The 15,912-nt window shown below is 53.6% G+C and carries 14 protein-coding genes; all 14 read right to left on the reverse strand.

The genetic code is table 11. From position 1 onward, the window contains the following. Positions 1 to 6: 6 nt before the first annotated feature. The 14 genes from cysC to AC0YOA_RS26095 all read right to left on the reverse strand — a co-directional run bounded on the left by cysC (position 7) and on the right by AC0YOA_RS26095 (position 15,881). Positions 7 to 564 carry an adenylyl-sulfate kinase gene (cysC, locus tag AC0YOA_RS26030; protein WP_475789098.1) on the reverse strand — a complete coding sequence of 186 codons (558 nt, stop codon included), beginning with the start codon at positions 562 to 564 and terminating at the stop codon, positions 7 to 9. Positions 565 to 590: 26 nt separating this feature from the next. Continuing rightward, complete coding sequence (locus tag AC0YOA_RS26035) at positions 591 to 1,595, reverse strand: Gfo/Idh/MocA family protein (protein WP_475789099.1); 1,005 nt, start codon at positions 1,593 to 1,595, stop codon at positions 591 to 593. Between the two features lie 92 nt (positions 1,596 to 1,687). Further along, positions 1,688 to 3,190 (reverse strand): sulfatase family protein, encoded by a 1,503-nt coding sequence (locus tag AC0YOA_RS26040; protein WP_475789100.1) that lies wholly within the window; start codon positions 3,188 to 3,190, stop codon positions 1,688 to 1,690. A gap of 288 nt (positions 3,191 to 3,478) precedes the next feature. Then, a complete protein-coding gene (locus AC0YOA_RS26045) occupies positions 3,479 to 4,282 on the reverse strand; it encodes a sugar phosphate isomerase/epimerase family protein (protein ID WP_475789101.1) in 804 nt (267 codons plus the stop codon). 41 nt (positions 4,283 to 4,323) lie between these two features. Next, the gene (locus AC0YOA_RS26050; RefSeq protein ID WP_210039847.1) at positions 4,324 to 5,430 is read right to left on the reverse strand and encodes a Gfo/Idh/MocA family protein; all 1,107 of its coding nucleotides are present in this window, start codon (positions 5,428 to 5,430) and stop codon (positions 4,324 to 4,326) included. A 34-nt stretch (positions 5,431 to 5,464) separates the two neighbouring features. Then, a complete protein-coding gene (locus AC0YOA_RS26055; protein WP_475789102.1) occupies positions 5,465 to 6,553 on the reverse strand; it encodes a Gfo/Idh/MocA family protein in 1,089 nt (362 codons plus the stop codon). Between the two features lie 124 nt (positions 6,554 to 6,677). After that, positions 6,678 to 7,511, reverse strand: coding sequence for a carbohydrate ABC transporter permease (locus AC0YOA_RS26060; protein ID WP_475789103.1), 834 nt, complete (start codon positions 7,509 to 7,511; stop codon positions 6,678 to 6,680). Beyond that, positions 7,508 to 8,377: a carbohydrate ABC transporter permease gene (locus tag AC0YOA_RS26065; RefSeq protein ID WP_210040007.1), complete on the reverse strand. Its 870-nt coding sequence runs from the start codon at positions 8,375 to 8,377 to the stop codon at positions 7,508 to 7,510. Before AC0YOA_RS26065 ends, AC0YOA_RS26060 begins: the two co-directional genes overlap by 4 nt. 130 nt (positions 8,378 to 8,507) lie before the next feature. Next, positions 8,508 to 9,890, reverse strand: a complete 1,383-nt coding sequence (locus AC0YOA_RS26070; RefSeq protein WP_475789104.1) for an ABC transporter substrate-binding protein — start codon at positions 9,888 to 9,890, stop codon at positions 8,508 to 8,510. Positions 9,891 to 10,025: 135 nt separating this feature from the next. After that, entirely contained in the window at positions 10,026 to 11,531 is a 1,506-nt protein-coding gene (locus AC0YOA_RS26075) for a response regulator transcription factor (RefSeq protein ID WP_475789105.1), read from the reverse strand. Continuing rightward, positions 11,506 to 13,350: a sensor histidine kinase gene (locus AC0YOA_RS26080; RefSeq protein WP_475789106.1), complete on the reverse strand. Its 1,845-nt coding sequence runs from the start codon at positions 13,348 to 13,350 to the stop codon at positions 11,506 to 11,508. Before AC0YOA_RS26080 ends, AC0YOA_RS26075 begins: the two co-directional genes overlap by 26 nt. Positions 13,351 to 13,508: 158 nt before the next feature. Next, positions 13,509 to 14,255 (reverse strand): ABC transporter permease, encoded by a 747-nt coding sequence (locus AC0YOA_RS26085; RefSeq protein WP_475789107.1) that lies wholly within the window; start codon positions 14,253 to 14,255, stop codon positions 13,509 to 13,511. A gap of 1 nt (position 14,256) precedes the next feature. After that, positions 14,257 to 14,970, reverse strand: a complete 714-nt coding sequence (locus AC0YOA_RS26090; protein ID WP_475789108.1) for an ABC transporter permease — start codon at positions 14,968 to 14,970, stop codon at positions 14,257 to 14,259. Beyond that, entirely contained in the window at positions 14,967 to 15,881 is a 915-nt protein-coding gene (locus tag AC0YOA_RS26095; protein WP_475789109.1) for an ABC transporter ATP-binding protein, read from the reverse strand. The genes AC0YOA_RS26090 and AC0YOA_RS26095 overlap by 4 nt, the downstream gene beginning before the upstream one ends. Positions 15,882 to 15,912 lie beyond the last annotated feature (31 nt).

The raw sequence follows: 15,912 nt of genomic DNA on the forward strand, positions 1-15,912 counted from the left end.
GTGCTTCTAATCCCTCCGAGAAGTTGACTTCTCCAGTGGTGCGGCATGGCCGAGCCATGCAAGTATCGTATCTCCATTTTGCTCCAGCGTCGCAGTGGATGTGCATAGTGTGATGTCCGGGTTGCTTGGCTCGTCATAGGAATCGGAGATGCCCGTGAATTGGGCAATCGCTCCGCTTCTCGCTTTGGCGTACAAGCCTTTGACATCTCTCATCTCGCATACATGAAGTGGACATTTCACATAAATCTCAACATAACCTGGCAGCTGCGCCCTGGCGTGCTCCCTCATCTCCGTGTAAGGCGTGATGGCGGATACCAGCACATCCACCCCGTTTCGCGAAAGCAGCCTGGCGAGATACGTAACCCGTTTAATGTTCTCGAAGCGCTCTTCGCGGCTGAAGCCGAGTCCTTTGCAGATCGTATCGCGCAGCTCGTCGCCATCGAGCAGTTCAACGCGCCGTCCCTGCTTCCGCAGCTGCTCTTCCATGAATTTGGCCGTTGTCGTCTTGCCGGCTCCGGATAGACCGGTAAACCATAATACCGAGCCATGCCCGTTATTATTCATATCCATTTCCCTCCACGTCCCCTGTATCATTCGTTAGCCGCAACCTCTACAGGAGCTCCGCCCAGCTGATGAGAACGTATGGCAGCTTCAATGACTTCCTGCGCTGCGAGCGCATCTGCCCCGGATGCGGCAATATCCTCCGGTTTTACCCCTGTCTGAATCTCCTCGATGAACCGGTTGATCCGATGCCCGAACGTGTCGTCAAAGCCCTTCATCCCTCCGAACAACGGATTGCGGACAACCGTCAGCTCATCGGAATGATGCGGATAGTAAGTCATACTCTCATATACATTGTCAATAACAAGCCGGCCCTCGTGACCGGCAACCTCGCAGTATTCAATGGGATGCCTCATGGACATATCGTAGCTTCCCGTCAAATGCCCGACTGCGCCGCTGACAAATTCCATATTGACGGAAACAGTGGACCAGGACGTCCGCCCGGGTGCTTTGGTCATAAAGGACTGCACCCGCTTCACATCCCCGGCAAGAAACCGCATAACATCGATGGAATGCGGATGGAGGGCCCGCATATGAAGCCACTCCGTATCCTCCTGCGGATTGCGGATCGTCAGCCTCATATTCAGGAACAGCAGGGAGCCCAGCTTCCCTTCCGCGACCAGCTCCTTCGCCTTGTACGCCGCAGGGGTGAAGCGGTGATTGAGGTTGCAGGCAAGCCGCACGCCCTTCTCCCGGGCAAAAGCAACCATCTTCCGCGCCTCTTCGATATTATTGGATATCGGCTTCTCCACGAACACCGCCTTGCCTGCTTCAATCGCGATCATGGCCGGCTCAAAGTGGTGGCTGCCTTTCTCTACGCCCGCAGTCGCCACGATAACGGCATCAATCGTTTCCTTGCTCAGCAGCTCCCGCAAATCCGTATAATGGGGAACCGAATGCTCGCGCCCTGCCGCCTCGGCCCGCTCCGGCATCAGATCGCAGACGGCTGCGAGCTCGGTGCCCTGATGGCTTCGATACGCGCGGCAGTGGATTTTACCGATATTGTTGACGCCGACAACAGCTACTCTGATCATTTGCAGTCCTTCCTTTCGAGCTTGCTACCTGCAAAAAGCATGGGTCCATATAAGAAAACAAGTCTGTTTATGGCTGGTTTTTTGTGGACCTATTACTCGTCCTTGGTCTCCGCTGCTGCCGCAATTTCTTCTTTGGCCTTATTTTTTTCCTTGTCCTTTTCTTTACCCTTGGCCTTGCCTTTGCCTTTTGTCTTGCCTTTAGCCGCCGGATCGTCCTTCTCCTTCTCCTGAAGCGAGCGGGCGCTGACGATGGAGCCGATATGGAGCGAATCGTAGGCTTCCTGAGAGGAAGTGAAGGTCTTGCCCTGCCCGTGCCAGTTCAGATTCGTATAGATGGGATTGGTTCGGCCCACTTCCTGCTCGCGTTTGGCGATGTAGTCATTCATCCGTTTCTGCAGGAAGGCTACGACCTCCGGCTCGCGCTCTGCGACATTTTCATTCTCCAGCGGATCCTGAATCAGATTATACAGCTCCACTTCCGGCTTGAAGTGAAAGTCCGGCTCCAGCGCGCTGATCAGCTTCCACTCCGGCGTACGCCAGCCATGCTTGCGCATCCATGTGCATTCCGTTATATAGAACTCGCTGACCCGCTTCGCATCCTCGCCCTGGATCAAGCCTGTCAGGCTTTGGCCGTCGAATGCCGTATCGGTCTTGATATCCAGCAGCTCCAGCACCGTCGGCATAATATCGGAGATCAGGCTGACGCCGGAAACCCGTTTTCCCGCCGGAACACGTCCGGGGAATTTGATAATGAGGGGAACGACCAGCGTACAATCATACAGTCCATGATGGTCGAAGAAACAATCATGCTCATAAAGCGTTTCCCCATGATCGGATGTAATGACAATCAATGTTTCTTCTTCAATTCCCATCGCTCCCAGCTTGGCGAACAAGGTTTGGATGCAGGCGTCCATATAGGCGATTGCCCCATCGTATTGCGCCTCCACATACTGCTCATCGGTGACGCCCTCGGGTATCCAGGATTTCAGGAAATTCGCGAAGGGCTTGAAGCCGTAAACAGGCTCCATCGACCGGTTGCTCTCATCCTTCTCGTTGTCTCCGTAGAAAATGCGCTCGAACGGAACGGGCGGCAGGTAAGGTGAATGCGGGTCCATATGCCGCAGAAACAGCAGGAACGGTTTGTCTTCCGCTGCAAGGCGTTCCAGCTCGGGCACGGCGACATTGTTCAGATTTTGCGCTTTGGGCGTACGTCCGGTCTCGTCGGGAACCCAGGATTCGTAATCAATATACGTCTGGAAGCCGCGTGAGGATGGATTGCCGGTGAAGCCGATACAGGTCGTGTTATAGCCGTTCTCGCCCAGCGTCTCAGCCAGCGTCTTCACATGTCCGCCAAGCGGACCCTGATGACGAAGAGCGACGACATCGGTTCCGAATACATCCATTCCTGTGAGCATGGAAGCATAAGCCGGAGTTGTCGGAATGCTTGGGCTGAAATGCTTCTCGAACAGCACGCCATCCGCTGCAACCCGGTCCATAAAAGGTGTTGTCAGACGCGAATATCCATATGAGCTCATATGATCGCGCCGTAAACTATCGATACCGAAAATAACCACATTCGGTTTTTTAGCTGTCATTTCATGATTACCTCCTGAAAGTTTTTTGCGAGGCTTTACCTGATCTGCCGGTATTCAGCAGCATCAAGCAAGAACTCACTTCGTAAGCAAAAGCCTGGAACAGGTTTGCGACAATAAGTCATCCAAAGGAAAAACGAGAGCGGAAGGCGGCATTTGAATCTGGAGAAGCGAAGCGTTTGCCTTTGTACCCCGAATTTAACAGATAAAGGTATCCAAAATAAAAAAATTCAGGGGTACAACAGCAATCGGAAGATCAAAGGACTCCTGAAGCGGCTCCGCTTTTGCGGATTATCTGCCGCCCAGCTTCTTCAGGCAGGCATTCAAATACCCGTACGATTCCGCCGCCACGATCGATACCTGATCGATCGTATGGTCCGGTCCGGCTCCGATGACCTCCAGAACAACGGGGCCGTCATAGCCGCCGTCTACCATAGCCTTGCAATAACCGAACAGATCGATATCGCCCCGTCCGCAAGCCTGCAGTTCAATCGGGCCGGGTCCTTGCGCGCGGCCTTTGCAGTCGCGTATGTGTACATGCTTCACACGGCTGAGCACAGCTGGCAGTGCTTCCTCCGCGTTTTCACCGGAACGGTGGATATGGCTCGGGTCCATATCTATCCCGAAAGCCGTGGAGGATATAGCCTCCATCGCAGCAAGCGTCGTCGGCGTATTGTCAATCGCATTGCCGACATGAGCCTTCACGCACAGCGTGACTCCATAAGAGGCGGCTTTCTCCGCCAGATGGGTCAATTTGGCGATCGATGCTGCAAGATCCTCCTCATTGCCGGATTTTCCGCCAGGTCCAACGTTAATGACGGGAATTCCGATGGCCGCACCGGCCTCGAATGCCTTGGTCAATCTCTCCTCGTCCAGCGAAGCGACCTCCATGGACAGGAACTGCAGGCCGTTCTCCTTCACGATGGCCTGCAGCTCATCCTTCTGCTCCTGCCAGCGATCAAGATCAAGATGCTCGCACATGCCTTTGATAGCCGATATTTCCACGCCGTCATAGCCGGAGCGCGCAATTGCAGCTGCCGCCTCGGCGAAGCTGAACGATTTGAAAAGTACAGAGTTTACGCCTAATTTGACCATAAGTATTGAACACTCCTTCAGTAATATATGGATGGATGATGCTATTTCATGAACATCGGATCTCCGTGCAGCGGCGGCAGCGGATGCGGACGAACAACCTCTCCGCCGCTCTCATAGGATTCAATGACGGCAAAGGTATATTCCAGAACGGCAAGCGCGTCTCTTCCATTGGCGCGAAGCTGGTCGAACGACACACGGTTGGACACATCTTCAAGGAACGCGTGAAGCCGGTTGTTGAATGTGCGGTTGAAATCATTGGTGCCATAATCCGTCACGATGGCCTCAGGCTGAACGCTTATCGCCGGAATGCCCTTCTCCGCTTTCCAGTAGGAGATTTTCTCCACGCAATTCTCGATGCAGAAGGTGCCTTTCGAACCGGCAACCTCCAGGCTCCACCAGCCGCCAAGTCCGTATACCGCGTCTCCTCTCTGACTGAGCAGATAGCCTACGCCGCCATTGGCGAATTTCATATGAATGCTGTTGATCGATACCATAACGTCTCCCGCGCTGCGGCGGAAGCCAGGACGGTCTGAGAAGGTTTGAATATGCGTAATATCGCCGCAGAAATGACGCATAACGCTGAGCGGATGAGTCAGAAACGCTTTCATATGAAAATATGGATGGCCCTTGATCTTCGGCGATCCCGCAAGTCCATAATTCAGATCTCCCCCGTTGAAGCCCATCTTGGCCATGCAGTACACCAATTCGCCGATATCGCCGCTCTCCATGTATGCCTTGGCTTTTTCAGCCGGCGGGGTGAAATAGTGATTCAGATTGCAGCCCAGATACACCTTCTGCTTCTCGGCAAAAGCGACCAGTTCCCGGCCTTCGCGGATATCGTGGCACAGCGGCTTCTCAACCAGAACGTGCTTGCCGTAGCCGATGGCTTCCATAGCCGGCTCAAAATGCCAGCTGCCGTTGTCGATGCCGCCTGTCGTAATATCGATCACTTCGATATCCGGCTCATTCTCCACCATATCCTTCAGGCTGTAATAAGCCTTTACGCCATGTTTCTCGGCTGCGGCATCGGCGCGCTCCTTCACCACATCACAGACTGCTACCAGATCCGCAAGCTCATCCTCTCTATAACAATTCGCATGGTTGTTGCCAATTCCGTTCATCCCTACAATGCCAATTTTAACGGCCATTTTTCAGTTGCCTCCTATTTGGTTTTTTTGAGATCTACGCATTCTGGATGGCGTTATCGCTTAATGCGACACGGCGTCCTTCCCGCGACGACACATAAGTAGCCAGAACCATTCGCAGCGACGTCATTCCATCCTCGGGAGTCGCCAGCGGAGCCCGCTCGCCCCGGAGAAATTCAGCCAGCGGCTTTGCCAGTCCGCGGATGCGGTGACTATGATTGTCTGGAGAAGGTATATCGCTTTCAATCCAGCCGCCGCTCCCGGCGCTGTATCGTTTCAAGCCTGCCGCGCCTGCGGTGCGGGCTACGTTGCAGCTCGGCACATCGCCGTAATTTTGGATAATGCTGCCTTTCTCGCAAATGATCTCCGTCGTATTCTCCGCCGCCGTGCAGGTGAAGGAGCAGCTCACCTCGGCTATCGGGCCGCCGGGATAGCGGAAAATAGCAATCCCGTTGTCATTCGGTATACGCGGATTATAGAAGGACTCCAGTTCGGCGGTGACGGTCTCCGGTACACCCAGCAGCCAGTGAATAAAATCGATCGGGTGCGAGGAATCATCCGCCCAGATGTCGCGGTTAAGAGCGGGATCGACATGCCAGCTGTCGGCAAAATCCGGACTCAGCCCCATGGGCAGGCCGTGACGGCGGCGGACCATGAACACACGTCCAAGCTCGCCGCTCTGGAGCCACTCCTTCATCTGCATATTCTGCGGATCGACCCGCATCTGCCAGGCCAATGTGAACGGAACCTTGCATGTCTGAACCGCATCCGCGATACGCTTGGCTTCATCCATCGTCAGCGCCATCGGCTTTTGAAGCACTATTGCTTTGCCGCTCGATGCTGCAAGCTCTGCAAGCCCGGCGTGCTTCGAGGTTTCCGAGCCGATCACCACCGCCTGGATATCGTCACGCTTCAATAATTCATCCGCATTCGCATAGACTTCTATCCCGAATGCGCTTCTTGCCGTTTCCAGTCTCGCAGGATCGTGATCCCAGCCCGCCAATACGCTTATCCCGTATTCCGGCTTCTTCCATTCCTCGCAGTACGCATGGACATGCCCATGGGCAAATCCGAGAATCCCTACACCAATCGGCTTGATTCTGCATCGCCTCCTTAGGTTCAACATGGATATGAGAACGGTTTCTTGTACTCATCATAATCAACCGCACTCCAAAAATCTTGGCGTATCGGGACAATAACTAATGCGATCGAGACCATTTGCGGCGTAAAAGGGTAAGCGCTTGCAGATTTTACCCTTTTACAGCGCCGGCCGTCATGCCCGCGACTATTTTCTTATTGAAGAAAATAAACAGAACGAGCGGCGGAATGGAAATCAGCACGATATCGGCAAACAACAAATTCCAGGAGGACGTGAACCGGCTGGTAAAGTTGTAAAGCGTCAGTTGCACCGTCGCATTGTCTGCCCCCGGGAAGAAATACAGGGGATTGACGAAATCATTGAACACGTTAATGGAGGTCAGGACCACAACCGTTGAGGTAACCGGCTTCAATAGCGGGAAAATAATATGGAAAAACAGGCGTATGCCGCCGCAGCCGTCGATAAATGCGCTCTCGTCGATTTCTTTGGGCAGCGTGGCCACGAAGGCCTTGTAGAGAATCGCCGAGAACGGAAAATGCAGCGCGACCTCGACCAGCGTAATGCCGGCCAATGTTTTGAACAGGCCGATCGAATCCAGCACCCAGATCGTCGGAACGATAGCAGGCGGGATCATCAGCCCGGCCAGCACGATAAAGTTCAGCAGGGACGATCCCCTGCCCCCTTCCCTGCGCTGAAGCACAAAGCCGGCCATGGCGCTGACAAAGACGAGAATAACGATCGACAGTACCGTGAGCAGCGTACTGTTATAGAAGGCGCGCAGCAGCATATTGTCCGCAGCCGTCAGAACGGCTTTGTAGTTGCTGAATATTTCGAAGGATTTCGGCCAGGTCATCGACATCAGCGCCGCATCCTGCTGGTTTTTGAAGGAATTGATAATGACGAAGTAAAAGGGCACCCAGAATATAATCGTGGTCACCGCAACTGCAATAAAGCCGACGGAAATCCGTTTGGCACGCTCGCTCATAGGTCTACCTCGCTTTTGGTCAGAAACTTGTATAGCGGGAAAGCAAGCACCGATACCCCGATGAACAAGATGACATTCCCCGCCGTAGCAAGGCCGTAGAAGCCGGCCTGATACTGCTTGTAGATAATGGAGGCGATCAGGTCGGTGGTGAAGCCCGGCCCGCCCTTGGTCATCGCCCAGATCAGATCGAAGGTCCGCAGACCCCCGATAAAAGCCAGAATAATGACGGAGTTCATCGCCGGACGGGACAGGGGCAGCGTAATATGGCGGAAGGCCGCAAGATTGCTGCCGCCGTCGATTTTGAGCGCTTCATAGTAGACCTGGGGAATGGCCGTTATCCCGGCGATGAAGATGACGGTCGCGATTCCCACTCCCTTCCATACATCAACCAGGGCAACCGACAATAGAGCGATATGCGTGTTGCCGAGCCAGTCGGGACCTGTGATGCCAAGCGCGCCCAGCGCCACATTAATAATCCCCTGTGACGGATGCATCATCGTGGAGAAGGTAATCCCGACGGCGATGGTGCTGAGCAGCGTGGGGAAGAAAACAACGGAGCGCAAATAATTTTTGGCGATAATTCTTGAAGTCAGGAAAGCGCCCAGCAACAGCCCCAGCAGCACCTTCAATCCACAGGTGACCACCGCAAAGATCAGCGTGTTGCGAAACCCGATGCTGAGTGCCGTTTCGGAGAAGAAGGTGACATAGTTGTCCATGCCGATAAATTCCCATTTCGTGAGCGTCCATCTCGTCGTGCTGAAGAAGAAGGACAGGAGCGTCGGCAGCAAATAGAAGGTAAAATAAATCACACCTGCAGGCAGCAGAAAAAAAAGGTACGAATACATCCGCTTGGAGGCGGTATTCATCATGCGCTCATCCTTTCTCTTGGACAGTAGAAGCCGCCGGGAGGCCCTCCCTCGCGGCGCGCTCCGATTGAACAGACATACCCTGCAGCAGAAGTTGCAGGGTATGAATACGTTTTAGCCTATGGCTTCATCACCAGCCGGGGAGCGCCAGCTGCTGCGCCTGCTTCTCGACATCCTTGTCATAATCCTTGGCGCCCTGAGCCGCGGTGTTGATCCCGCTGCCTACTGCGACTGTAATACTTTCCAGGTTGGGGCCTTTGACCGGGGACAGAAATTCCAGCGCCGGCGCCGTTTTGCCTTCATCAAAGTAAGACTGCATTTCTTTAACCCCTGCATAGGTGTCTTCAGGAAGATCAATGCCTTTAATCAGATAGGGTCCGGATGCTTTGAGCTTGGATGACAGGACGGACTGGCCTTCAGGCGACAGGAAATACTCTGTCCACTTTTTGGCGGCCTCCAGATTCTTGCTGTCCTTGTTGAGATAGAGCGCGCTTGGCATCCACACCGTCAGACCATTGATGTCCGCGCTGTCGCTTGGCTCCGGGAACACGCCGATATCGCTGATTTTGTCAGGGAAGTTCTGGAAGATCGAGTCAAGCGCCGAGGTGAGCATCGGATAATGCACACCGTCGCCCTCCGCGAGCATTTTGAGCCCCGCATCATAGGTGGTAGCCAGGAAATCCTTATTCATATATCCGCGCTTGTATACGTCCTCGATTTTCTCGAAGCCTCTGAGCGCTGCCGGCGTGGTCGCATATTTGGCCTTGTTGGCCGTATAATCGTCCGCAAAAGATGCATTTTGCGACTGGACGTTGTAATAATCTCCGAGTATGAGCAGCTGGGAGGTCCAGGTGTCCTTGTAAGTGCCGATCACCGCTGTCTTGCCCGCCGCCTTGATCTTCTCATTGTTGGCCATAAATTCATCCCATGTGCGTGGAATCTCAAGGCCCAGGTCGGCATACACCTTCTTGTTGTACAGAACGGCGCCGACAACCGTCGTGCCGACCGGAACGCCAAACACCTTGCCGTTTGCCGTAACCGTCGTTTTGAAGGAATCCAGCACATCCGTCATGAAGGGTTCGCCGCTCAGATCGGCAAAGTTCTCCTCAGGACTCAGCGCCTGCAGCAGCGATCCGGAATTGTACACCAGCAAGTCGTCCATATCGCCTGTAGCCAGACGGGTTTTAACCAGATTGTCGCCCTCCGTGCCGTCCGGCTTGATATCGAATTCAATGGCAATGTTCAGTTTCTTCTCAGCCTCTGCCGCCACGACCTTGAGCGCATCAAGCGTCGTTCCGGTATTGCCGACCATCAGCGTTAACGTTACCTTCTTGGCGGCAGGCGTTTCCGCGCTGCTTTCGCCGCCTTCATCAGCTGCATTCGTACCGGCAGGCTTGCTGTTGCCAGGATTCTCATTGTTTGTCGTGCCGCTTGTTCCACAGCCGGTTGTCAGGATGATCATAAGCGAGATGCAGGCCGCAAAAATGGTCATGACGCTTCTTCTTTTTCGCATGCTTTTTTGGTCCTCCCTTTTTGTATGCGCATTCATGTATGAATGGCAGTCCGTATGAATTAAGTTTAGAGGGATTGCCATGCTCCGCCTACCTGTAGATTGGCTATTTTGGGAGGGTGATTTTGCTTTTCAGCCTTATTTCGTTCGTTTGGCGTAAGCCTGCGGCGATTCGCCCACGATTTTTTTGAACACATGACTGAAATGCTTCGCATCTTCATAACCGACCAGACCGCTCACATCCGAGAGCCGTTCCATCCCTTCGGTGAGCAGGATCTTCGCCTTGCCGATGCGGTAATGAATCAGATAGTCGGAGAAGGTGCAGCCAGTCTGATTCTTGAAGAGCTTGGACAAATAGCCAAGGCTGACATGATGATCCGCTGCAAACTGCTGCAGGCAGATATTATGCTGATAATGGCTGTGTATCCACTGCATGAGCAGAGGGATCATGCTTTTCGGCTTCATATCCTTGCTTTCCCGGCCTGGATGGAGATTCATAATTTTCGCGCTCAGCCATCCATTCAGCTCCTCGTAGCTTGTGAGCTCATTCAGACTCGACAGCAGCTCATCCTGCATCTTGGGCGGATCGACCCGGCCTTGCTGCGATAGGCGCCATTTGAACTGCAGGGAGTATAGCAAATCACGGATAAAACCTTGCAGCTGCCGCATGGTGATTTTTTTCCGCATCAGCTCCGCAGTAATTTTGTGGATCATTTCCGTTCCCCTGCGGAGGTCTCCCTGGCTGAACAGCGTTTCCATCATCCGCACCTTATCCCAGATGCCGCTGATATCCACGTCCATTGTCCGGGCATCGGGGGAAATGCAGGTCGGCATGCCGAGCCGCATATTTTCTTCCAGCCTCCGGTTCAGGAGGGTAAAGCATTTGCTGAGCCGCTCATTCCCGTTCTTGAAAACATAGCTGAGCTGAACACTCTCATCCATCCGCTGAAAAAGCGTGATCAGTCTGGATTCCATGCCGCATTTGCCGGAGTCGGCGGCAACCGGAACGAGGATGATTTTCCGCCGGGAATCCAGATCCAGACAATGAATATCCTCCTCCCGGACACTGCCGTAAACGATCTGGCTCCTCAGCTCGCTATTGCGGATACCGGTATCCTGCCAGCCTCTGTGCGCTCCCCAGTTTCCCAGCAGAAGCAGCGCCATCAAATATCCCTGCCCATAGAACGACGCAGCCATCTCTTCCTCCGCCGGACACGATGCGAACAGCATCCGGCTGATGGACCAGTTCATCCGCTCTTCCCGCTGTCCTTGCTCGTTCCGGATGCCGCTTATCGCTTTATCGATGCTCAAGTACAAGGCATCCTTCTTGACGGGCTTGAGCAAATAGTCCACAACGCCGATCTTCACCCCCTGCCGGGCATACTCGAATTCATCATGAACGCTCAGGATAATCCCTTTGACCGCGGGATCGGCTTTGCTCAGCTCGCTGATCAGTTCCAGTCCGTCCATCCCGGGCATATTGATATCGGTCAGCACCAGATGCGGCTGCGCCCTGGCTGCTCCAGCCAAAGCGTCCTCGCCGTTCCCGAAGGCAAAAATACGGTGCTCCTCTTCATAGCTCTGAAATAAGGTCTTCAATTCCTCCAGCGCCCAGCGCTCATCCTCGACGAGAAATATATTCATGCGCGTCCCTTCCCTTTCCATCTGCAGGTATAAGGTATGGAATTTCCAGCTTGACGGTTGTCCCTTCGCCTGGAAGGCTCATGATGTTTAATCCGTAATTCCCGCCATAAAATAATTGAATCCGCTGCTGAATGTTCAGTAAGCCGATTCCGCGTGTGTCGTGATCAAGCTCTCCCGACAGAATGGGGGTGCGCAGCATGCTGCGCAGCTCCTGCTGCTTCTCCTCGTCCATCCCCCTGCCGTTGTCCGTCACTTCGATCTGAAGCATTCCGCTGCTTTGGTGCGCCCGGAGTCTGATGACGCCTCCTGACTTCGTTTTGCCAAGACCGTGAATGATCGCATTCTCTATAAGCGGCTGAATTGTCAGCTTCAAGATGGATGCCTGCAGCAGCTCGTCGGGAATATCGCAGTGGAGCTCGAACCGGTCAAAGAATCGGTGCTGCTGGATGTTCATATAACAGCGGATATGCTCCAGCTCATCCTTGAGCGCAACAGGATGCTGCAGATTCTTCATGCTGTACTGGAACAATTCCGCCAGCGATTCCGACATTTCCGCCACTTCCTCAATCCCTTTGATGCGGCTGATGGATTTCATAATGTTCAAGGTATTGTACAGAAAATGCGGATTAATTTGGGCCTGCAGGGCCGATAATTGGGCATCCTTCTCCGCCAGCCTGGACTGGTACGCTTCGTTGATCAAACGGGATATGCTGCCCAGCATATCGTTATAAATCCGGCTCAGGCGGCCGATTTCGTTATTGCTTCTGACCTCCATCCGCTGCGAGAAGTCGCCCTGCTCGACCCGGATCATCTTCTTCATCAGATTATGGAGCGGTATTGTAATGTGATAAGACAGAATATAGGAAACAAGCGCGATAATTATAACCGCCGCGAGCCCCACCAGGATCAGAATCAGCTGTGTGCGCTTGATCTGGGCAAGCAGATACTCATTGGGGATCAATACAGCGGTTCTCCAGCCCGTATAGGCGGACCTGTCGATCGTATACAGATATTTCCTGCCGTTCCATGTCAGCTCCGAAGAAGCTTTCCCACCCGGCAGCATCGCAGCGCTCAGATTCTGCAGTGTGCCGCTTGTCAGCTCATTCTTGTTATCATATACGACCGTTCCTTCATCGTTTAGAATAAACACCCGCATATTCTTCTCCATCTCATTGCTGTCCGACTGGACCAGCATATCCCGGAATACATCGATGTTGATGTTGATTTTCATAAAGGCGATGCTGCTGCGCGAAGGAATGCGGTTGATGCTGCGGACAAAAGAAATGACCTTCGGCGACTCGATATCGTGGATATCCTCCACTACGGTGGGCAGAAGCAGAAATTTCTTCTTGTAGTCGTAGTCATGCCCGGTATACCAGTCTTCTTTCTCCAGGCTGTCCGTCAGCTTCGGCCCGCTGGAGCGCGATACATAATAGGCATACCGGTCCAAAGTGAACAAGTAAATGCTCTGCACCTTCGGCTGAGGATGCATCAGGGTGTAAAGCCTGCTCGACAGCGAAAGCTCGATGCGGTTTTGCTCCACCGGATTATCCGTCTCGTAGTGATCGAGCAGATTGCGCTGCACCAGAGGATCGCCGAAGATCGAGACGGACATCGCCTCCATCTCGTGGATGTACAGCTCTACCGTACGGCTGAACTGCTTCGTAATCGTGCTGGATAAGGCATAGGTTTGATTTTTGGTATCGCTTACATTTTTGAAATACAAAATTGTGCATGCCAGAAGCACTGTGAGCAGGAAAACAACAGAAAAGGTGATGAACATCTTGGTCTTCAACATCATATCGTTCCAACGCCGCATCCATGATCAACCCTCCCGCCGATTGTTGATCGTTATTATACAACAAGCTGCAGCTTGTTGCAGTAAGAAGTACGGGGTGATATTTATTGGCAGGAAACATCAAACAGACCCAATAGAGCCGCCCTAAAGCGGCTCTATTGGGTCTGTTTGAAGACCGGTCAGATTTCCTTGCGGTTCAAATAAATCAAGCCTGCCATGAAGAAGATCATAAAGCTGCCCAGAACCGTGATCATCACACTTTCATAAGGGATCATGAATCCGCCAACGCCGCCGGATCCGGAGCCGGAAGGCATCATCGCCAGCAGCGGCTGCGCCCATGGGTAGAAAGGGGCAAATCTAGCGGAATTGACGATCAGGATATTGGGCAGAGTGAGCATCACGTTAATGACAAGAGGGGCAGCGAAGCTGGTCCAGGCAATCGATACCCCCAGCTGGGCGGCGGCAAGAGGCAGACAGGCCACCCATCCTCCGATCACGCACCGCAGCAGTATGGACCAGGGAACCCCGGCTTCTATTCCATGATACAAGGCGGCAGCCAGTATGGCAGCCAGTAAGAGCAGCTGCACCACAGCCAGCATCAGTGCTACTACAATAAATTTTGCAAAGAACAGACCCGATCGCGATATTGGCAGCGACAGCATCAGCTTCCAGCCCCCTGCATGCTCATACCGGCAGACGATTGCGGAGAATATGCCGGTAAGGATAGGCAGCAGCAGCATGGCGTGGGGGACAGGTGTCATCCCCATTATTAGTGCCTGATAAGGAGCTCCGGCATCTTCGGCCCTGAAGGTGATCATGATTCCAATCAACGCGGAGATCAGCGGACTGAGCGGCAGCAGCAGCCAGATACGGGATTTGACCAGCTTCAGACGTTCCGCAGCCAGCGCTCTAAGGAAGGATGACATCTTACTCCACATCCTTTCTCTCGAAATGGAGACTGCCCGCAAGCAGAAGAACAAATCCAAGCGCCAGTCCCGCACCGACAAACAGCAGCCGGTGAGGTCCCGTATACCCCAGAAGCGGCCAGCTGATGGGCGCCCATTCCGTAAAATACATAGAGAATAATGAAGCCACCGCCATCAATAACCCGATGGAAACCGGCAAAGCCTGATTCCGGAAGGTTAAGGTCATCCACAGAAAAAGCGCCAGTGCCGGGAATGAGGCGATAAACGGGAAGAAACACAGCTTTAACAGAGGGCCAACCGGGAAATCGTAACCGAACCCCAGCAGAACCCCGAGAATGAGCGTTCCAATTGCCAACAGCGCGCAGGACAAGCTGAGTACAAGGAGCACGACGGCGAATTTGGCGGCGAATACCGCAGTTCTTGATATCGGCAGGGCCAGCAGCTGCTTCCACGAGCTCATGCCATGCTCGATATTCGCGGTAAGCGAGCAGATGAGCGTAATGCCCATGAACAGAGAAACCGGCACAAAGGCCAGAATATTATTCAGCAGTCCGCCCCAGAGATCATCCGCATGCTGCTTGGTGAGGTAATCATAACGAAGGCCAAAATTAACCGCCTGCATGGCGATCAGCCCTGCCGGTCCTACAACAGCGAGCAGCCAGATCCCTTTGCCGCGTATTTTCAACAGGTCGGCCGAGAACGCTTTGGCTATCATAATGTTCGAACCTCCCCCACAATTTGCAGGAAGAGATCTTCAAGCGATTTCTTTCTTTCCTCCACGCGGTATACGTCATGCTCCCGCTCAACCAGGTATTTGACCATCACTGCAACCATATCGTCGCTTGCCTGCTCCATGACGATTCCGCTATCCGTGAGTCTGGCGCGCACGCCCTGCTCATGCATGGCCACCAGCGCCTTGTCAGGCTCCGACACCACCAGCGTAATCGCGCCCTTCGCCTGCTGCCGCAAATTCCCGATCGTGTCCTGGAAAACCAGCTCACCCTGCCGGATTATCCCGACAGTACTGACCATCTGCTCCACCTCGCTCAGCATATGGCTGGAGACCAGGACGGTAATCCCATGCTGCTTCGGCATGCTTTTGATCAATTCGCGGATTTCCAGTATTCCGGAAGGGTCCAGTCCATTCGTGGGCTCGTCCAGAATGAGCAGCTCCGGGCTGCCAAGCAGTGCGCATGCGATTCCCAGGCGCTGCTTCATCCCGAGCGAAAATCCTTTTACCGGGCGGGCCGACTCCTTCGTCAAACCGACAATTTCCAGCACCTCGGCTATTTTGGGTCCCGGAATATCCAATATGCGCCGCACCGCCTCCAAATTCTGAACAGCGCTCAGATGCCCGTAATAGGAGGGATACTCAACGAGCGATCCCACCTTGCGCAGAATGCGGAGCCGCTCTTTCCGCAGCTCCAGACCGAACAGAATGACCGAGCCCTTCGTAGGTTTGATTAGTCCCAGCATCATTTTGATCGCGGTCGTTTTGCCTGCCCCGTTGGGCCCGAGAAAGCCGTAGATTTCCCCTCGGCCAATCTTCAAATTCAGATTCGACACCGCGTAGCGTCCGCGGTATTTCTTGCATAGTCCATTTGTTTGGATCACCCATTGATTCATGTCTTTCACCTCATAAACGATGATAGCGCAT

The organism is Paenibacillus sp. JT22N12 (assembly GCF_056269365.1).